Raw genomic sequence first — 18,337 nt, forward strand, 5'->3', positions numbered from 1 at the left:
TGTTCGCTTATACGTTCGTATTGCCGGTGAGTATTCGGGCACTCCGGATAGGCTGGCAGGATGACGCGAGCCGAGCAGCCAACGGGGCAGACCCCCACATCCGGCGCCCTAGCCGCGGACTCCCGCGAGCGTGCCGTACGAGCTCTGCTGCGCTTCCGTCCGCTCAGGCGGTTGTGGAGCGCACAGTTCGCCGGAAGCACCGGGGACGCCCTCGCCGTCCTCGTGCTGATGGTGCTGGCGCTCCAGGCGGCGGTCGTCTCCGGTTCGTTCGGCGGCGGCTACCGGGGCGCGTCCTTCGCCGTCGCCGCCGTCATCGGCGCGCGGCTGCTCGCCACCGTGCTCTTCGGCGCGATCCTGCTGGACCCGCTCTCCTCGCTCTTCGCGCCGGCGGGCCCCCTCGACCGGCGCTGGACCATGATCGGAGCGGACGGCGTACGGCTCGCGCTGCTCGCCGTGGCGCCCACCTGGATCGACTGGACGCAGCCGAAGGCACTCGCGTGGCTGCTGGTCACGGCCTTCCTCATCGGTGTCGCCGAGCGCGTGTGGACCGTCGCCAAGGACGGCGCCGCCCCCGCCCTGCTGCCCGTTCCGCCGCCCGAGGGGGCGGCCGTGCGCCCGCTGCCGGACCACTACGACGCGCTGCGGCGCCTGTCGCTGCGCACGACCTTCGTGGCCCTCCCCCTCGCGGCGGCCGCGCTCGTCGTCATCACTCTTTTCGGCAATCTGCTGGGCTCCGGGATCGACTGGTTCCACCTGCACCAGGTGGCGCTCGCCTCGTATCTCGCGGCCGGGCTCTTCGCGGCGTCGGCCGCGATCCTCTACCTGCTCCAGCTGCCCGGCCTTCCGGCCGGCGCGAAGGCACCCCGCATGCGCTCCCCGCTGGAGGGATTGCGCCGGCCCAAGGCCGTCGACGGCACTCCCGACAAGGGGCGCACGGGGGCGATCCCGGTGCTCGTCCTGGCCTGCGGTGCCATCGCGGCGGCGGTCGCCGCGGCCGTCGGCGTCGCCGCGCTCCAGGCCGTGGACCTCGGCGGGGGCCCGGTCGGCTTCGGCCTGCTGGTCCTCGCGCTGACCGGGGGGCCGGTCATCGGGATCCGGGGCGCCCGCAAGGTGCTGCCCGGCTTCTCACGCCGTCGTCTGCTCGCGCTCGCGCTCGCCCTGTCGGGCCTGGCGCTGCTCGCCGCCGGACTGGTGCCCGACCCGACGACCGTGCTGCTGCTCGTCCTCCTCGCCGGCGTCTCCGCGGGAGTCGTCGCGAACACGGGCCACTCCCTCCTCGATCAGGAGACCGAGGAGGGCCGCAGGGCCCGTACGACCGAGCACCTGCACGCCGTCGTGCGCCTCGGCATCGCGGTGGGCGCCGTCGCGGCGCCGGTGCTCGCCGCCGCCATCGGGCCGCACCGCCTGGAGAGCGGCAGCTTCGTCTTCGCGCACGGCGGCGCGGCGTTCACGCTGATGCTCGTCGGCGCGCTGCTGCTGCCCGTCGGGGCACTGGTGCTGGGCCGTACCGACGACCGTCACGGAGTGCCGTTCCACCGCGACCTGCTGGACGTGCTGCGCGGCGGCGACCCGGCCGAGGGCCAGAGCGGCAGCGGCTTCTTCATCGCCTTCGAGGGCGGTGACGGCGCCGGCAAGTCCACGCAGGTGCGGGCCGTCGCCGAGTGGATCCGGGCCAAGGGCCACGAGGTGGTCGTCACCCGTGAGCCCGGGGCCACGGCCATCGGCAAGCGGCTGCGCGCGATCCTCCTGGACGTCTCCTCGGCCGGCCTCTCGGACCGGGCCGAGGCCCTGCTCTACGCGGCCGACCGCGCCGAGCACGTCGACTCCGTCGTCCGGCCCGCCCTGGAGCGGGGCGCGATCGTCATCACCGACCGGTACATCGACTCGTCGGTCGCCTATCAGGGCGCCGGACGCGACCTGTCGCCGACCGAGATCGCCCGCATCTCGCGCTGGGCGACGGACGGTCTCGTCCCGCATCTGACGGTGCTGCTCGACGTCTCGCCCGAGACCGCGCGCGAACGCTTCACCGAGGCGCCCGACCGGCTGGAGTCCGAGCCGGCCGAGTTCCACCAGCGGGTGCGCACCGGGTTCCTGACCCTGGCCGCCGCCGACCCGGCGCGCTATCTGGTCGTGGACGCGGGCCAGGAGCCGGAGGCGATCACCAAGGTCGTGCGCCACCGCCTGGACCAGCTGCTTCCGCTGTCCGCCGCCGAGATCGAGGCCCGTGAGGCCGCGCGCAAGGCGGCCGAGGAGGAGGCCCGGCGCAAGGCCGAGGAGGAGGCCGCCCGCAAGGCCGAGGAGGAGCGGCTGGAGCGCGAGCGCCAGGAGCAGCTCGCGAAGCTGCGTGCCGAGGAGGAGGAGCGCAAGCGCCGCGAGGCCGAGGAAGCCCGGCTCCGTGAGGAGGCGCGCCTGGCCGAGGAGGCCCGGCAGCGTGCCGAGGAGGCCCGCCGCAAGGCCGAGGAGGAGCGCAAGCGGCGTGAGGCCGAGGAGCGTGCCCGCGCCGCCGAGCAGGAGCGCCTGCGCAAGCAGGCGGAGGAGGAGGCCCGGCTGCGCGCCGAGGCCGAGGAGCGCCGCCTGGAGAAGCAGCGCAAGGCGGAGGAGGCCCTGCTGAGGGCCGAGCGCGCGCGGTTGGCGGCTGAGGCGGCGGCCGCCGCTGAGGCTGAGACGTCGAGCGCGGCGGCTTCGAGCGCTGAGGCTTCGGGCGTCGAGCCGGCTGTCGCGTCGTCCGCCCCCGCGGACGCGCCGACGGTCGAGACGCCGGCGCTCGGGGTGGAGGAGACCGCTCCGACCCAGGCGCTGCGGCCCGGCTCCCCGCCCGCCGAACCGGTCGGGACTCCTTCCGGGCAGCCCCTCCCGGGCGACGAGGCGAAGGCCGGGGCCGAGGGCGAGGCCGGGAACGACGCCGTGGGTGAGGCCAAGACCGTGGAGCAGCCGCGGATCGACGCCGACCCGCGGACCATGGTCATGGGCGCCGTGGCTCCGGGTGCCGAGGACGAGACGGCGGTCCTGCCGCCCGTCCGCCCGACCGGGCCCCCGCCGGGTCCGCTGGACCAGCGGGTGACGTGGGGAGTCGAGCCGAAGAAGCCGGCGGGCCCGAAGAGTGCCGCCGGGGCTTCGCAGGCTGCGGAGTCCCCTCGGGCTCCGAAGGCGCCGCGGACACGGAAGACCGCTGAAACCCCCGAGGCCCCCGAAGCACCGACGGCCCCTGAGGCACCGAGAACCCCTGACGCTTCGGCGTCCGAGGAGACGGCCGTGCTGCCCAAGCCGCCCGTACGGCCGGAGAACCCGGCGGACCGCGTGCCGACGTGGCTGTTCCGGCCGCAGGACGAGGAGGCGCCGGCGGGTACGGGCGCCGGCGGCGAGGCCGGGGCCGACGTCGAGCGGACGCGGGAGATGCCGCCCGTCGACGCCGGCCCGGCGTCCGGGCAGCCGGACCGTCCCCTGCGCAGGGCGCGACGGCGGCCGGAGTGGGCCGACGACAGCACGCTCGCGGACGAGCTGCTCGGGCCCCGTGAGGACGACGAGGGGCGCGGGCGCCGGTAGCGGGCCCTGGCTTTGGAGGGCCGCGCGGCCGGCGGGCCCGCCGTCTGACGGAGGGCGTTGTCAGTGGCGTGGCCCACAATGGGTAACCGCAAGAGCGGACAGTGGCGGCGGCGCGGAGGACAGCCATGGCGGTGTGGGACGACCTGGTCGGCCAGGACCGGGTGATCGAGCAGCTCGCCGCTGCCGCGCGGGACGCGGACGCGCTGGTCACGACCGTGGAGTCGGGGCACGCGCTCACCGACGCCCTGAGCCCCGGGGGCGCGTCACGCATGACGCACGCGTGGCTGTTCACCGGCCCGCCCGGCTCCGGCCGGGCCACGGCCGCCCGTGCCTTCGCCGCCGCGCTGCAGTGCGTCAGCCCCGACCGTGCGTCGAGCGGTGGGCCGGGCTGCGGCTTCTGCGACGGCTGCCACACCACCCTCGTGGGGACCCACGCGGACGTCGAGATCGTCCGTACCGACCTGCTGTCGATCGGCGTCAAGGAGACCCGCGACCTCGTCCGGCGGGCCCAGCTCTCGCCCGCCGGAGGCCGCTGGCAGGTCATCGTCCTGGAGGACGCCGGCCGTCTGACCGAGGGCGCGGGCAACGTCCTGCTGAAGGCCGTGGAGGAGCCCGCCCCCCGTACGGTGTGGCTGTTGTGCGCGCCCTCCGTGGAGGACGTGCTGCCCACGATCCGTTCGCGCTGCCGGCTGCTGACGCTGCGGACGCCGCCCGCGGCGGCCGTGGCGGACGTGCTCGTCCGCCGGGACGGCATCGACCCGGAGCTGGCCTCGCAGATGGCGCGCGCCACCCAGGGCCACATCGGCCGTGCGCGCCGCCTCGCCACCGACGAGCGGGCCCGTGCCCGCCGGGCGTCGGTGCTCAAGGTGCCGCTGCGGGTGGCGGACATGGGCGGCTGCCTCAAGGCGGCACAGGAGCTGATCGACGCGGCGGCCGAGGACGCCAAGCAGGTCGCCGAAGAGGTCGACACGAAGGAGACCGAGGAGCTGCGCGCGGCGCTGGGCGCCGCCGCCGGCACCGGCGGCCGGCTGCCCCGGGGCACGGCCGGTGCGATGAAGGAGCTCCAGGACCGTCAGAAGCGCCGCGCGACCCGTACCCAGCGCGACAGCCTCGACCTGGCCCTGTCCGACCTGACCGGCTTCTACCGCGACGTGCTCGCGATACAGCTCGGCTCGCGCGTCGAGCCGGCCAACGCCGACGCGTGGGACGCGCTGCAGCGCATCGCCAGCTCCTCCCGTCCGGAGAGCACGCTGCGCCGGGTTGAGGCCATCGTGGCCTGCCGCCAGGCGCTCGACCGGAACGTGGCGCCGCTGCTCGCGGTCGAAGCGATGACGGTGGCCCTCCGGGCGGGGTGAGCGTGCCGGGGCGGGTGAAGCCGTGAGCAGGCGTGAGTAATACGGCGCCGGCTGGGCACACCGCAACTTGGGTGATTCCTCACTCGTATGAGGCCTAGTGGCCCGTAGGGCTGGCCAAGCCGGGTATTTCTCCGGATACGCTCCGTATGCCCGTGTAGTCCCCGCATGTCTTCACGTCCGCATGTCCTCCGTATGCGGTGTACGGCCATGCCCCGGCGCACGTCTTCGCCTTGCTCTGCCATGCCATGCCCCGCTGCCTGCTGTCACACAGAGGGACCGCCCGATGGACACCAGCCGCCTGCTCCGTACGTCCGGCACGCTCGTCGCGGCCGCCGCCCTGCTGATCTCGGCCGCGGTCACGGGAAGCGCGGCGCCGGGCGGGACGGGGCCGGACAGACCGCGGGGCGGCCTCCTCGGCCCGGTCGACGACACCGGCGGCTCCGACGCGGCGCCGCCGCCCCTGGCCCCGCTGCCCACGGCGCTGCCGGCGGCCCTGCGCCCGTACTACGACCAGAAGCTGCGCTGGCACGCCTGCTCCGGCAAGCGCTCGGGCTTCGAGTGCGCCACGATGCGCGCCCCGCTGGACTACGGCGCGCCGCGCGACGGCGACGTGAAGCTCGCCGTCTCCCGCAAGAAGGCCACCGGCTCCGGCAAGCGCCTCGGCGCGCTGATGGTCAACCCCGGCGGCCCGGGCGGCTCGGCCGTCGGCTTCCTCCAGCAGTACGCGGCGAGCCGCTACCCCGCCCCGGTGCGCGCCCGTTACGACATGGTGGCGATGGACCCGCGCGGCGTGGCCGCCAGCGATCCCGTCACCTGCCTGTCGGACCAGGAGATGGACGCCTACGCCCGCGTCGACCAGACGCCCGACAGCGCGGCGGAGGTCCGGGACCTCGTCAACGCCTACAAGAAGTTCGCGGCCGGCTGCGCCGCCCGCTCCGGCAAGCTCCTCCGCCACGTCTCGACCATCGAGGCGGCCCGCGACATGGACATCTTCCGGGCCGTCCTGGGCGACGACAAGCTGCACTACGTCGGTGCCTCGTACGGCACGTTCCTGGGCGCCACCTACGCCGGGCTCTATCCGAAGCGCGTCGGCAAGCTCGTCCTCGACGGCGCGCTGGACCCGTCCCTCTCCGCCGAGCAGATCAACCACGACCAGACGGTGGGCTTCCAGACGGCTTTCGCCTCCTTCGTGGAGGACTGCGCCGGCCACGAGAACTGTCCGCTCGGCAGCTCGCGCACCGACGTGGCGAACTCCCGCCTCAAGTCCTTCTTCGAGCAGCTCGACGATCGCCCCCTCCCCACCGGCACGTCGCGCGAGCTGACCGAAAGTCTGGCCACGACCGGTGTGATCTCCGCCATGTACGACGAGGGTTCCTGGCCCGTCCTCCGCAAGGCCCTCCAGAACGCCCAGAGCGGCGACGGCTCGCTCCTGCTCAGGCTCTCCGACGCCTACTACGAGCGTGACGAGCGCGGTGCCTACACCAATCTCATGCCGGCCAACTCGGCCGTGAACTGCCTCGACCTCCCGACCGCCTTCCACGGCCCGGCGGGCGTCTACCGCGCCCTCCCCGACTTCGAGAAGGCCTCGCCCGCCCTGGGTACGAGCTTCGCCTGGGGCGCCCTGACCTGCGCTTACTGGCCCGTCCCGGCCACGGGGACCCCCCATCGCATCCCCGCGTCGGGCGCCGCCCCCATCCTCGTGGTGGGCACCACCCGCGACCCGGCCACCCCCTACCGCTGGGCCGGCGCCCTCGCCTCCCAGCTCTCCTCGGGCCGGCTCCTCACCTACGACGGGGACGGCCACACGGCCTACACCCGCGGCAGCTCGTGCGTGGACGGCGCGGTCAACACCTACCTCCTCACGTCCGCCTCGCCCCCCGCCTCCCAGAAGTGCGCCTGACCTGCGGGATCCGCTCCCGCACGACCGTGTACGGAGCACTCCCGGAAACTGTGTAGACTTGGGCCCGCTGCTGATGCCGACCTCGGTTCCGCAGCTTGCCGCCTTAGCTCAGTTGGCCAGAGCAACGCACTCGTAATGCGTAGGTCTCGGGTTCGAATCCCGAAGGCGGCTCAGGTGAAGCCCAGCTCAGACCCAGTCTGAGCTGGGCTTTCTTGTGCAGTGGACGCGGCGGCGACGTCGGGTGCGGGCGGTCTTGCAGCCCGTGGTCTCAGTTCTGGTCTCGTTTGCGGCCGGGACGGGAGCCGGGCCGGTCCTCGGGCCCCGACTCCGCCCCGGGGTCTCCTCTAGGGGGCCGTTCTCCCGGGGTCCTTCCCAGTCATGATCAACAGCGGGTTCGCGCGGCCTAACGTGATGTGGTGTCAGCCACCGACGAAGGGCACCCCGCCATGCGCCGCACGACCACCGCCGTCTCCGCGCTCCTCGCCGCCGCCGCCGTTCTCTCCACCGCCGTGCCGGCCCTCGCCGCGCCCTCCTCGGTCGCTGCGCGGCCGGTGGCCGCCCGGGACGGGCTGCAGCGGGCTCTGGACGCCGCCGTCGCCGCCGGTATACCCGGGGCGGTGGCGGAGGTGCGGGACGAGAGTGGGGTGTGGCGGGGGAGCAGCGGGGTGACCGCGCTCGACGGCGGGCGCGCGGCGCGGGGGGACGAGCGGTTCCGGGCCGGGAGCGTGACCAAGAGCTTCGTGGCCACGGTGGTGCTGCAGCTCGTGGCCGAGGGCGAACTGGGCCTGGACGACGACATCGAGCGGCACCTGCCCGGGCTGGTGCCCGACGGCGGGCACATCACCGTACGGCAGCTGCTGAACCACACCAGCGGGCTGGCGGACTACTTCAAGGTCCTGCTCCCCGACCTCAAGGCGCTCCCCACCCTGCAGAAGGCCACGTACACCCCGCGCGAGCTCGTCGCCCTCGCCGTGAAGGCCGGAGAAGAGCGCAAGGGGCCCAAGCCCGTGCCCGGCAGGACCTGGGACTACTCCAACACCAATTACGTCGTCCTCGGCCTCCTGGTCGAGAAGGTGACCGGGCGGTCCCTCGGTTCGGAGATCACGCGGCGCCTCATCCGGCCCCTGCACCTCACCGGCACGTCCTTCCCCGACTCGGCGCGCCTGACCGGCAGGCACCTGAACGGCTACGAGCGGCTGGGCGCGGCGCCCGGGGCCGGGCCCTTCGTCGACTTCACCGCATTCAACCCGTCCACCATCTGGGCGGCCGGCACCCTGATCTCCACCACCCACGACCTCAACCGCTTCTACCGGGCCCTGCTCGGTGGCGAGCTGCTCCCACAGAACCTGCTGCGAGAGATGCGCACCATGCAGCCGATGGGTGACGACCGCCCCGGCCGGGCGTACGGGCTCGGGCTGGAGGAGAACTGGAACCTCTGTGCCGCCGACGGGCCGGTCGTCGGGCACACCGGGAGCGTCGCCGGCTACAACACCTTCAGTGTCACCACCGCCGACGGCAAGCGGCAGATCACCCTCGCGCTCAGCACCGACTTCACCAAAACCCCGGAAGCCGACAAGGCCGCAAATCGGGTGCTCATCACTGCGCTCTGCCGCTCTTAGCCGGCCCGGCTTCTTCATTCCCCCCGCATCCGGCTGTACGAATGAGATGCGTCACCGTTCTTCCAGCCGGATGCGGGCCTTTCGGCGGGGAGGGAAAGCGGTCCACGAGGCGGGGGCGGCGCGCATTCAGCCACGAATGACTGAATCCTTTTGGAGATGTTCGACGCATGCCCGTTCTAGAGGGGCTGAAAAGTCCACTCTTTGAGTGAAGTATCGGGGCATATGTGTGGCGCGGTCTCAGGTGCGGCATGCACTGGACATAGACTGGCACGCCATTTCGGCGGCCCTGGGCCGTGGGCCCGGTGAGACTGGGAGGCCGCCATGGCGACACTGTGCAGACCGGCCATCGCCGTTCCCGAGCACGTGATCACAAGAGAAGAGACCCTGGATCTGGCGCGCACCCTGCACGCCGATCACCCGCAGCTTGAGCTGGCCCTCCGGCTCATCGGCAATACGGGCGTGCAGACGAGGCACCTCGTACAGCCGATCGAGGAAACGCTCAAGCATCCCGGGTTCACCGTGCGCAATGCCCGCTATGAGCGGGAGGCGAAAGCCCGGATTCCCGAGGTGGTGCTGCGGGCGCTCGATCACGCGGGACTGACGGCCCGTGACATCGACATGATCGTATATGTCTCGTGCACGGGCTTCATGATGCCGTCGATGACTGCTTGGCTCATCAACACCATGGACTTCCGGGCCGAGACCCGGCAGCTCCCCATCGCCCAGTTGGGCTGCGCCGCGGGAGGCGCCGCCATCAACCGGGCACACGACTTCTGTCAGGCTTATCCCCAGGCGAACGTGCTGATCGTGGCCTGCGAATTCTGCTCGCTGCTCTATCAGCCGACGGACCTCGGGGTCGGCAATCTGCTCTCCAACGGTCTCTTCGGAGACGCCCTGGCCGCCGCCGTCGTGCGCGGCGAGGGCGGTACGGGAGTGCGGATCGAGCGCAACGGCTCGCACCTGGTGCCCGATACGGAGGCCTGGATCTCCTACGGCGTCCGGGACACCGGTTTCCACTTCATCCTGGACAAGCGGGTCCCCGGCACGATGGCCATGCTGGCCCCGGCCATGCGTGACATGGCCGAGCCCCACGACTGGGACGTCTCCGATTTGGACTTCTACATCGTCCACGCCGGTGGGCCGCGCATTCTGGACGACCTCGGCCGCTATCTGGGCCTGGCTCCAGAAACGTTCCGCTACAGCCGTGCCACGCTCACCGAGCGCGGCAACATCGCCAGCGCGGTCATCTTCGACGCCCTGGAGCGGCTCTTCGTGGACGGTGGCGCTCCCCGGGACGCCCGGGGTGTCATCGCCGGCTTCGGGCCGGGCATCACGGCGGAGATCGCGCTGGGCACCTGGACCGAGGAAGGCGCCGAGCCGAAGGACACCGCCGAGCGGCCCCTGCGGCAGGAGGCACGGCTGCCGGCGTAGCCGGGCCGCCACCGCCGCGGGTCGCGACCGCCATCGGCAGGGGCTCTGCCCCGGGCAGGGGCCGGCTCCGGCGCGGGTGCCCGCCTCGCGCCCGTGGGTTGCTTCGGCAGCTCGCTCGTGGGGCTTACCGGCAAGTGCCTTGTCGGTAAGCCCCCTTCGTCTGCCGGTCTGCTTCAGTCCGCGCGAGTCTTAGAGGTCGAACTCCGCCGCGTTCAGACCGAGGGCGAAGCAAGCCTCTCGGACGACCGCCTGCTCCGACTTGTCGAAGTCGCCGTCCGCGCCGCCGATGACGATGCCGATCTGGATGACCGCGCGCGCCTCGGTCGGCTTCTTCTGTACCTTGCCGATGGTCTGAAGGATGCTCACCTTGCCGAAGGCGAAATCGACCGTCAGCTTCTGGCAGTAGTCGTTGAACCGAGCTTGGAGGTCGTCCGCGGGGAAGTTCTGGAGCACGTCGTTCGTGGCGATCAGCGAGGCCACGCGCTGCCGCTCCGAGGGGTCGATCGAACCGTCGGCGGCGGCCACCAGAGCGCACATCGCCATGCTCGCGTCACGGAACGCCCCGCTCTTGAGGTCGTTCTTCTTCGCCACCAGCTGGCCCTGCATCGTGGTGGCCGATTCCTTGAGCCGGTCCCAGAGCGCCATATGTGTGATTCTCCTCGTGCAATTGGGGGTGTATGAGGAGAACTACGACTACGGGTAAAGAAGTTCCCAAGGGGCGCGAGAAAAGAGGTGAGGGAACAGCGCCGTGGGGCCCGTCCGGGCCCATGGCCGAGCCCCCGGCGCCTCAGTCCATCAGCGGATCCAGGTGCATGGGGCGGACCTTGCCCTCCATCATGGCCCCCAGTCCCATCACCGAGCACACGTCCGGGTGCTCGGCGATCCGCACCACCATTCCCGTCGCCTCCTCGATCATGGTGTCGAGGCCCGGCAGCATCGCGCTGCCGCCGGCCAGCATGACCCCGCGCTCGGCCAGGTCGGCCACCAGGTCGGGCGGGCAGTCGCGCAGGACGCGGCCGATGGCGTCGAGGACGGCCGTGAGCGGGGTCTGGATCGCCTCGCGGACGTGGGCTGTGTTCACCAGGACCGTACGGGACAGGCCCGTGGCCACGTCCCGGCCGCGGACCTCGGTCTCCATCCCACCCGCCGAACGGTCGAAGAGAGCCAGGTGGAGGGGGTGCAGGCCCTGGGACGGCAGCATCAGCTCGTGTTCGCTGCGCAGGTGCTGCACCACGGCGTAGTCGATGGCGTCGCCGCCCACCTGCACCTTCTCCGCCGCCACGATCGCGCCCAGCGACAGGACGGCGACCTGGGTGGATGCCGCACCGCACACCATGATCATCGTGGCTTCCGGCTGCTCGACCGGCAGGCCGCAGCCGACGGCGGCGGCGATGAGGGTGTCCACCAGCTCGACCCGGCGCGTGCCGAGCGCGCTCAGCGTCTCCATGGCCGCGCGCTGGGCGATCGGCTCGGCGTCATGCGGCAGGCAGACCGCCGCCCGCACCATCGGCTTGCGCCGCCAGGCCCGGCGGAGCTTGTTGCCCACCAGGAAGCGGAGCATCCGCTGGGCCATGTCGATGTCGACGACCGTGCCGCCGGAGATCGGCCGTACGACCTTGATGTGGTGCGGCGTCCGGCCGGCCATGCCCTCGGCGAGCGAGCCGACCGCGATCAGCGAACCGGTCCTGGTGTTGACCGCGGCGAGGCTCGGCTCGTCCACGACCAGGCCGGTGTCCTTGAGATAGACGCGGGTCCTGGCCGCTCCGAGGTCGACCGCGACGGTGCAGCGGCTCAGCTGATCGAGACTGAGGGTCATGACACGTCCTGCCCTGGGGTCCGACGGTTCTGTGGGCGCACGTCCTGGTGGATTCGCGGACGCACGGGTACGACACAGGGCCGCACCCCCCCCCGGTGGCCCTGCAGTCATCGTGCAAGGCGGCGCGCCGGGCTGCCCGCCGGAATGCGCCGCTTGGGCGAGCGGCGATGACGTCCCGTCAGGGTGGTGAGCAGGGAGCGGAGATGGGCACCCCCGTAGCCCGCCTCCGCTCCCCGGCTCACTGGGGTGAGTCTGCCAGTAGGGTCTGACAATCGCGCTGACCTCGGCTTTCGCCGCGCATCCGGCGCCCGTCCGGCCTAGGCTCGAAGGTATGAGCGAGCCACGGACATGGCAGGTCGCCGCGGATGTGGAGGGCCGCCGCACGGACCGGGACTGCACCCACCTGGGCGAACTCCGCGAGGTGCGGCCCAGTACGACGGAAGGGTGCGAGGACTGCCTGCGGATCGGCGGCACGTGGGTGCACCTGCGCGAGTGTCTGGCCTGCGGCCATGTGAGCTGCTGCGACAGCTCGCCGCACCGGCACGCGAGCGCCCACGCGCGCGGGACGCCCGGCCACGACGTCGCCCGTTCCTTCGAGCCCGGCGAGGACTGGGCCTGGTGCTACACGGACGAACTGCTGCTGGTGCCGGGCGGGGGGAGCGGAGGCGGGACCGCGTAGGGACGCCCTGGGCCACCGCTCCCGTACGCCCTCCCGACCGGCTCTGGCCGCCCCCGGTGCGGCCGCCCGGCCACCCGCCCGGCACCGGTCGTCCGGCCGTCACGGCCGCCCGGTCCGGTACGTCGCGGTGCGCCCCTCCCGGCTGGCCCTGGCCACCGCCCGCGTGCACCCCTCCTCCGCCTACCAGCTCGCCTTGCGCACCCCCGGCAAGTGCCCCGCGTGTGCCTGCTTCCGCAGGTTCACCCGGGAGAGCCCGAAGGCGCGGAGGCAGCCACGCGGGCGGCCGTCCGCCGCGTCGCGGTTGCGTACGCGCGTGACGCTCGCGTCGCGCGGCTGGTGCCCCAGCTCGCGCTGGGCGGCCAGACGGCGCACGGTGGGGGGCACCTTCGCCCGGCAACTGGAGTACGTCTCCGTACTCGTCCTGGCGGAGGGCGACGAGAGGGCGGACGCCGGCGATCACGCCCTGGACCGTCGGCTCGCCCCTGCGGCAGGGCGTATTCCGGTCGACTCCGCCGCGCTCGGCCCCGCCGCGGCAGTACGCGGCCTGCGTGCTGCTGTCGCAGGAGGCGGGACGCGGACGGCGGCGCGGCGCCCGTGTTGCGCGGCCGCCGCCCGTTTCACCCCGGCCGGCTGTACGCGGCGCTGGGGGAGCCGGCCTACGCCGCCGCGCGCAGCAGCGGACGGTTCTCGCTCGCCGACCGATCCGAGGCGCTGCTGCCGTGGGACGCGGTGGATGGTGCGCGATGCGTGGAGAACGTCGGGCCGTGGCTGGCCTCGCCGCCGGACACCGCCAGAGGGTTGGCCCCTCGAACGCCGCGTTGGCGGCCGCCCTGGACCGGCCCTCCGAACGCGGCGGCCGGGGTCGGCGCCTCACCTTCACCTCGCCCGGCGCAGACGGGTACGGGCTGCGCTCGCTTCCGGAGTCGTGCCTGCTCAGGGGTGAGAAGTACGCGGCCGAGCCAGACACCTGGCGCCGCCTCTCGCACGCCTTCGACCGGCTTCCCGACCCTGTTTCGTGACCGGAGAAATATTGATCACGTACCGCCGGACCGACCACCGGGCGAACTCCCGGCTTTCCCGGCCGAATCCGCTGGATGCCGCCGGAATCACCTATGCCGATTGCGGGGGCACCGGCCTGCGCTCCGGAAGTTTCTTTCCACCGGGGGAAGATCCGCAGTCGTCGCGTGACACGCGTCACTGTTCAGCAGTAACGCCGCTTGTCGCGGGCGATCAAAATCGCTCGTGAGATGGCTTCGCCGCCCTATTCCGGAAGCACTTGCACCGGAGGTTTGTCTTCCGCGAAGAAGTCGTGACGACACGGGTGACGCCCCGTGAGGTAATGGCGGGAATACCCAGAGTGCACGTGCATCGGCTCATGCAGAGGCACATGAACGCGGCTATGATCCGGAGCAGTTGCCATCCTCGAAACCGTGTTCTGGGTGAGGATGCCCCCTGCAATGATCCGGGAGGGTCCAGTGCCCCATGCGTTCAACGGCATGGCCGCCTCGGACATCGAAGATGTCGTATGGCGCAAGAGCCGGTACTCCAACTCCCAGGGCTCCTGTGTGGAGTTCGCGAAGCTCCCGGGCGGAGGGATCGCCGTACGGAACTCCCGCCATCCGGACGGTCCGGCGCTCGTGTACACACCCGCCGAGATCGAAGCCATGCTGCTCGGTATCAAGGACGGCGAATTCGACTACCTGGTGCGCGACTAGGCGCTTCGCCGCCTCGCCGCCTCGGCTCCTCAGCGCGTCGTGTCTGTGCGTTCGACTGTGTCGTAAAGGGACGACTAGCCGACTGGCCCCGTGGTCCAGTCGGCTAGTCGTGCTCGCGTGGCAGCCGGAACAGCGCCCAGACCACCTTTCCGTGCAGCGCCCCCGCCAGCGGGTGCCACCCCCAGGCGTCGCTGAACGACTCGACCAGGAGCAGTCCGCGCCCGCACTCGTCCGCCGCGTCCGCCTCGCCCGTGACGGGACTCACCTCGCTCGGATCGCGTACCGCGCAGACCAGTCGGGAGGCCCAGCGCGTCAGGTGCAGACGTACCGGCGGCTCGTACTCGGTGCCTATGAGGTCCGCCGGTATGGCGTACCGCATGGAGTTTGTCACCAGCTCCGAGACGACCAGTGCCACGTCGTCGAAGAGGCCGCCGAGGTCCCACTGGCCCAGCGTGCTCCTGGTGAACCTGCGAGCCGTCCTGACCGCTTCGAAGCGGGGCGGCAGCGCACAGGACACCGAGTTGGAGTCGGCGGATGAGTCGATCGGGGAAAGCCCCCGCCATAACGGCGCGAGCACAGTCGATCCTTCGGTACCCATCCGAGGCACTCCTGGCAATCGAAGACGTGACGTGACGCGGACGTGACGCGCACGTGTGCGAGTCCATGGTTGCCAATGCGGGGGGCGGATGCAAGGGCAGATGCACGTGCACGTGGGGGATTTGGGGGCGCACAGGGGGTTCGGCGCCAATTCTCCCTACGCCCCCTGCCGTAGGGCACCGGCCGTTGGCTTGTCTGGGTAACCGCACATGCACTCAACGGAGCCCGGAGGTGGCAGACTTCGCCGCCGGGGGTAGCGGGGGACGCCCTCAGGAGGGCGGAAGCGACACGACCGGAACAGGACCGGAAGGGGAAGGGTCGCAGAGATGGCCACGAACGAGTCGAGCGGTTCGGTGGTGCGACGCATACTCCTGGGCTCACAGCTCAGGAGGCTGCGCGAGTCGCGTGGCATCACGCGCGAGGCGGCCGGGTACTCGATCCGGGCGTCCGAATCGAAGATCAGCCGCATGGAGTTGGGCCGGGTGAGCTTCAAGGCGCGGGACGTGGAGGACCTCCTCACGCTCTACGGGGTCACCGACGGCGCCGAGCGCGAGGCGCTGCTGGGCCTGGCCCGCGAGGCCAACGTCGCCGGCTGGTGGCACAGCTACGGCGACGTGCTGCCCGGCTGGTTCCAGACCTACGTGGGGCTGGAGGGCGCCGCCTCGGACATCTCGATCTACGAGGTCCAGTTCGTGCACGGCCTGCTCCAGACCGAGGGGTACGCCCACGCCGTCATCGTCCGCGGCCAGCCCAAGGCGGACGCGGCCGAGGTGGAGCGGCGCGTGTCCCTGCGCATGGAGCGGCAGAAGCTGCTGTTCTCCGAGCGGGCGCCGCGGCTGCACGTCGTCCTGGACGAGGCGGCGCTGCACCGTCCGTACGGTGGCGAAACGGTCATGCGCAACCAGCTCCAGCACCTCGTCGACATCTCCGAGCAGCCGAACGTGACGCTCCAGGTGATGCCCTTCGCGCACGGCGGGCACGCGGGCGAGAGCGGGGCCTTCACGATGCTGCGCTTTCCGGAGTCGGACCTCTCCGACGTGGTCTACCTGGAGCAGCTGACCAGCGCGCTCTACCTGGACAAGGCGGAGGACGTGGCCCAGTACGGGCGGGTCATGGAGCGGCTGTACGCCGACAGCCTCTCCCCGGATGACAGCCGGGAAATCATCGGACGTCTTCTTCAACTGTACTGACGACGCTGACACATCAGTACGATGACGTCCCGTCAGGCACCAGCGATGGGCACCAGGCATCAGGCGCCGGACACCGGGCATCAAACACCAGGAGCAGTCCGCAGTACCGGCAGCAACACAGCCGGCGACAGCTCGCCTCATCAGACGGCACGTCCCGCAGCAAGCAGCAAGCAGCAACAGACACCGGGCGTCAGGCACCAGAGCAGCAGGCAGCACGCAACCTCGTTGACGGGCGCCACGAGCGCCCCGCTTTTCGCAGACAGGATGGCGCATGTCCTACGGCACCGGCACGGGTAGCTACTTCGACAAGCTGGCCTACCAGTACATCGACGGGGAATGGCGGGCCGGCAGCGGCTCATGGGACATCGTCGACTTCAACCCCTACGACGGGGAGAAGCTCGCCTCCATCACCGTGGCCAGCGCCGTCGAGATCGACCAGGCCTACCGTGCCGCGGAGCGCGCCCAGGAGGGCTGGGCGGCGACCAATCCGTACACCCGCCGGCTCGTCTTCGAGCGGGCCCTGCGCGTCATCGACGACCGCGAGGCGGAGCTGAGCGCCGCCATCATGGCGGAGTGCGGCGGTACGGCCGTGAAGGCGGCGTTCGAGCTGCACCTGGCGCGCGAGTTCCTGCGGGAGGCGGTGCAGCTCTCCCTGCGCGCCGAGGGGCGGATCCTGCCGTCCCCGGACGACACCAAGGAGAACCGCCTCTACCGGGTGCCGGTGGGGGTCGTCGGGGTCATCAGCCCCTTCAACTTCCCCTTCCTGCTGTCGATCAAGTCCGTGGCACCCGCGCTCGCGCTCGGCAACGCCGTCGTCCTCAAGCCGCACCAGAACACGCCGGTCTGCGGCGGCGGGCTGGTCGCCAGGCTCTTCGAGGAGGCGGGCCTGCCGGGCGGCGTGCTGAACGTCGTCGTCACGGACATCGCCGAGATAGGCGACGCGCTCATCGAGCACCCCGTCCCGAAGGTCATCTCCTTCACCGGCTCGGACAAGGTCGGCCGCCACGTCGCCACCGTGGCCGCCTCGCACTTCAAGCGGGCCATCCTCGAGCTCGGCGGCAACAGCGCCCTGATCGTGCTCGACGACGCCGACGTCGACTACGCCGTGGACGCCGCTGTTTTCAGTCGTTTCATCCACCAGGGCCAGGTCTGCATGGCCGCCAACCGGGTACTGGTCGACCGGTCCGTGGAGCGCGAGTTCACGGACAAGTTCGTCGCCAAGGTGCGCACCCTCAAGGTGGGTGACCCCTGTGACCCGGATACGCACATCGGTCCCCTCATCAACGCGGGACAGGCGGAGGCGATCACCACGCTCGTGGCGCAGACGGTCGCGGACGGCGCCACGGCGCTCGTGCGAGGCGAGGCGGACGGCACGCTGGTCGGGCCGACCGTCCTGACCGGTCTGGCGGCGGACTCTCCGGTGCTGGGACAGGAGATCTTCGGTCCGGTGGCCCTGATCGTCCCCTTCGACGGCGAGGACGAGGCGGTGCGGATCGCCAACGCCACCCCGTACGGGCTCAGCGGCGCGGTGCACACGGGCGACGTCGAGAGGGGTGTACGGGTCGCCAAGCGCATCCACTCCGGCATGGTGCACGTCAACGACGGAACGGTGCACGACGAGGCGATCGTGCCCTTCGGAGGCGAGAAGCACTCGGGAGTGGGACGGTTGAACGGGGACGCCATGGTGGACGCCTTCACGACGACGAAGTGGATCTCCATACAGCACGGCCGCAGCAGATTCCCCTTCTGACGCGGCCGACCGGCTTCGATCCGGGCACTCGGCCCGTCGATCTAGGTCAGGATCTGACCGCATTCGTGCCTACCGTGGTGTCACCGGCGGACAGGGGTGCCACCGGAGCACGGCCGACGAAAGGCGGGACGAACCCATGCCGACGCACGTGATCGAGAAGGACTTCTCCGACGAGCGCGCCACCCTGCTGGCCTTCCTGGAGGCCCAGCGCGGTGGTCTGCGACGGGCTCTCCTCGGCCTCACCGAGGAGCAGGCGGCCGCGAAGCCGAGCGCGAGCGAGCTGTCGCTGGGCGGGCTGCTCAAGCACGTCGCGGAGACGGAGCAGGGCTGGGTCCGCCGCGCCCAGGGCCTGCCGCCGGCCGTCGAGCGCGACGAGAAGACCTGGTCCGACAGCTTCCGGCTGACGGGGGACGAGACGGTCAAGGGCCAGCTGGCCCACTGGGCGGCGGTCGCCGCGGAGACCGAGCGCTTCATCTACTCGGTGCAGAGCCTGGAGGAGAACTTCGCGCTGCCCGAGGCGCCGTGGTTCCCGAAGGCACGGGTCTCCATGCGCTGGCTGGTCCTGCACCTCATCGAGGAGACCGCCCGGCACGCGGGCCACGCCGACGTCATCCGCGAGTCGCTGGACGGCAAGACCGCCTTCGCTCTGGTCGACGAGGAGCGGAGGGCGGCGGAGGCCGCTGCGCAGGGGGAGTAGCCCTCTTCTGGCCACCGCCTACTCTGGGCCGCGTAGGAATCCCCC

At 71.6% G+C, this 18,337-nt stretch carries 13 protein-coding genes, 1 tRNA gene and 1 pseudogene; 11 read left to right on the plus strand and 4 right to left on the minus strand.

Annotation, left to right across the window (positions count from 1 at the left end):
* Positions 1-60: 60 nt before the first annotated feature.
* The 6 genes from tmk to CYQ11_RS16590 all read left to right on the plus strand — a co-directional run bounded on the left by tmk (position 61) and on the right by CYQ11_RS16590 (position 9,848).
* A complete protein-coding gene (gene tmk, locus CYQ11_RS16565; RefSeq protein ID WP_099199787.1) occupies positions 61-3,543 on the plus strand; it encodes a dTMP kinase in 3,483 nt (1,160 codons plus the stop codon).
* Positions 3,544-3,668: 125 nt separating this feature from the next.
* A complete protein-coding gene (locus CYQ11_RS16570) occupies positions 3,669-4,898 on the plus strand; it encodes a DNA polymerase III subunit delta' (protein WP_099199786.1) in 1,230 nt (409 codons plus the stop codon).
* Positions 4,899-5,181: 283 nt separating this feature from the next.
* Entirely contained in the window at positions 5,182-6,798 is a 1,617-nt protein-coding gene (locus tag CYQ11_RS16575) for an alpha/beta hydrolase (protein ID WP_099199785.1), read from the plus strand.
* Positions 6,799-6,895: 97 nt separating this feature from the next.
* Positions 6,896-6,969 (plus strand) — tRNA-Thr (locus tag CYQ11_RS16580).
* Positions 6,970-7,214: 245 nt separating this feature from the next.
* A complete protein-coding gene (locus tag CYQ11_RS16585; RefSeq protein WP_205041809.1) occupies positions 7,215-8,417 on the plus strand; it encodes a serine hydrolase domain-containing protein in 1,203 nt (400 codons plus the stop codon).
* 321 nt (positions 8,418-8,738) lie between these two features.
* Entirely contained in the window at positions 8,739-9,848 is a 1,110-nt protein-coding gene (locus CYQ11_RS16590) for a type III polyketide synthase (protein ID WP_099199783.1), read from the plus strand.
* 189 nt (positions 9,849-10,037) lie between these two features.
* On the opposite strand, the gene CYQ11_RS16595 is transcribed toward CYQ11_RS16590, so the two are convergent.
* Both CYQ11_RS16595 and CYQ11_RS16600 read right to left on the minus strand, forming a co-directional pair.
* Positions 10,038-10,493, minus strand: coding sequence for a tellurite resistance TerB family protein (locus CYQ11_RS16595; protein WP_099199782.1), 456 nt, complete (start codon positions 10,491-10,493; stop codon positions 10,038-10,040).
* A gap of 142 nt (positions 10,494-10,635) precedes the next feature.
* Positions 10,636-11,664 (minus strand): rod shape-determining protein, encoded by a 1,029-nt coding sequence (locus CYQ11_RS16600; RefSeq protein ID WP_099199781.1) that lies wholly within the window; start codon positions 11,662-11,664, stop codon positions 10,636-10,638.
* 331 nt (positions 11,665-11,995) lie between these two features.
* On the opposite strand from CYQ11_RS16600, the gene CYQ11_RS16605 reads away from it, so the two are divergent.
* Entirely contained in the window at positions 11,996-12,343 is a 348-nt protein-coding gene (locus CYQ11_RS16605) for a UBP-type zinc finger domain-containing protein (RefSeq protein ID WP_099199780.1), read from the plus strand.
* Between the two features lie 180 nt (positions 12,344-12,523).
* On the opposite strand, the pseudogene rpsN reads toward CYQ11_RS16605, so the two are convergent.
* Positions 12,524-12,709, minus strand: a pseudogene (rpsN, locus tag CYQ11_RS16610) (30S ribosomal protein S14); the annotation flags it as partial.
* 1,109 nt (positions 12,710-13,818) lie between these two features.
* On the opposite strand from rpsN, the gene CYQ11_RS16625 reads away from it, so the two are divergent.
* Entirely contained in the window at positions 13,819-14,058 is a 240-nt protein-coding gene (locus CYQ11_RS16625; RefSeq protein WP_099200188.1) for a DUF397 domain-containing protein, read from the plus strand.
* 103 nt (positions 14,059-14,161) lie between these two features.
* Here the strand turns inward: CYQ11_RS16625 and CYQ11_RS16630 are convergent, their stop codons facing one another.
* Positions 14,162-14,656: an ATP-binding protein gene (locus tag CYQ11_RS16630; protein WP_181143680.1), complete on the minus strand. Its 495-nt coding sequence runs from the start codon at positions 14,654-14,656 to the stop codon at positions 14,162-14,164.
* Between the two features lie 325 nt (positions 14,657-14,981).
* Between CYQ11_RS16630 and CYQ11_RS16635 the strand changes: the two genes are divergently transcribed.
* From CYQ11_RS16635 to CYQ11_RS16645, 3 genes are all read left to right on the plus strand, one after another.
* Positions 14,982-15,845: a Sco1979 family transcriptional regulator gene (locus CYQ11_RS16635; RefSeq protein WP_099199777.1), complete on the plus strand. Its 864-nt coding sequence runs from the start codon at positions 14,982-14,984 to the stop codon at positions 15,843-15,845.
* Between the two features lie 271 nt (positions 15,846-16,116).
* Entirely contained in the window at positions 16,117-17,595 is a 1,479-nt protein-coding gene (locus CYQ11_RS16640; RefSeq protein WP_099199776.1) for an aldehyde dehydrogenase family protein, read from the plus strand.
* A 136-nt stretch (positions 17,596-17,731) separates the two neighbouring features.
* On the plus strand, positions 17,732-18,292 hold the full coding sequence (locus CYQ11_RS16645; RefSeq protein ID WP_099199775.1) for a DinB family protein: 561 nt from the start codon (positions 17,732-17,734) through the stop codon (positions 18,290-18,292).
* Positions 18,293-18,337 lie beyond the last annotated feature (45 nt).

This window comes from Streptomyces cinnamoneus, from assembly GCF_002939475.1.
GTDB classification, from domain to species: domain Bacteria; phylum Actinomycetota; class Actinomycetes; order Streptomycetales; family Streptomycetaceae; genus Streptomyces; species Streptomyces cinnamoneus_A.

What these genes read in the sequence shown, in the direction of transcription:
- tmk (WP_099199787.1), top strand. Translation starts at nt 61, where the DNA reads ATGACGCGAGCCGAGCAGCCAACGGGGCAGACCCCCACATCCGGCGCC.
- CYQ11_RS16570 (WP_099199786.1), top strand. Translation starts at nt 3,669, where the DNA reads ATGGCGGTGTGGGACGACCTGGTCGGCCAGGACCGGGTGATCGAGCAG.
- CYQ11_RS16575 (WP_099199785.1), top strand. Translation starts at nt 5,182, where the DNA reads ATGGACACCAGCCGCCTGCTCCGTACGTCCGGCACGCTCGTCGCGGCC.
- CYQ11_RS16590 (WP_099199783.1), top strand. Translation starts at nt 8,739, where the DNA reads ATGGCGACACTGTGCAGACCGGCCATCGCCGTTCCCGAGCACGTGATC.
- CYQ11_RS16595 (WP_099199782.1), bottom strand. Translation starts at nt 10,493, where the DNA reads ATGGCGCTCTGGGACCGGCTCAAGGAATCGGCCACCACGATGCAGGGC.
- CYQ11_RS16600 (WP_099199781.1), bottom strand. Translation starts at nt 11,664, where the DNA reads ATGACCCTCAGTCTCGATCAGCTGAGCCGCTGCACCGTCGCGGTCGAC.
- CYQ11_RS16605 (WP_099199780.1), top strand. Translation starts at nt 11,996, where the DNA reads ATGAGCGAGCCACGGACATGGCAGGTCGCCGCGGATGTGGAGGGCCGC.
- CYQ11_RS16630 (WP_181143680.1), bottom strand. Translation starts at nt 14,656, where the DNA reads ATGGGTACCGAAGGATCGACTGTGCTCGCGCCGTTATGGCGGGGGCTT.
- CYQ11_RS16635 (WP_099199777.1), top strand. Translation starts at nt 14,982, where the DNA reads ATGGCCACGAACGAGTCGAGCGGTTCGGTGGTGCGACGCATACTCCTG.
- CYQ11_RS16640 (WP_099199776.1), top strand. Translation starts at nt 16,117, where the DNA reads ATGTCCTACGGCACCGGCACGGGTAGCTACTTCGACAAGCTGGCCTAC.
- CYQ11_RS16645 (WP_099199775.1), top strand. Translation starts at nt 17,732, where the DNA reads ATGCCGACGCACGTGATCGAGAAGGACTTCTCCGACGAGCGCGCCACC.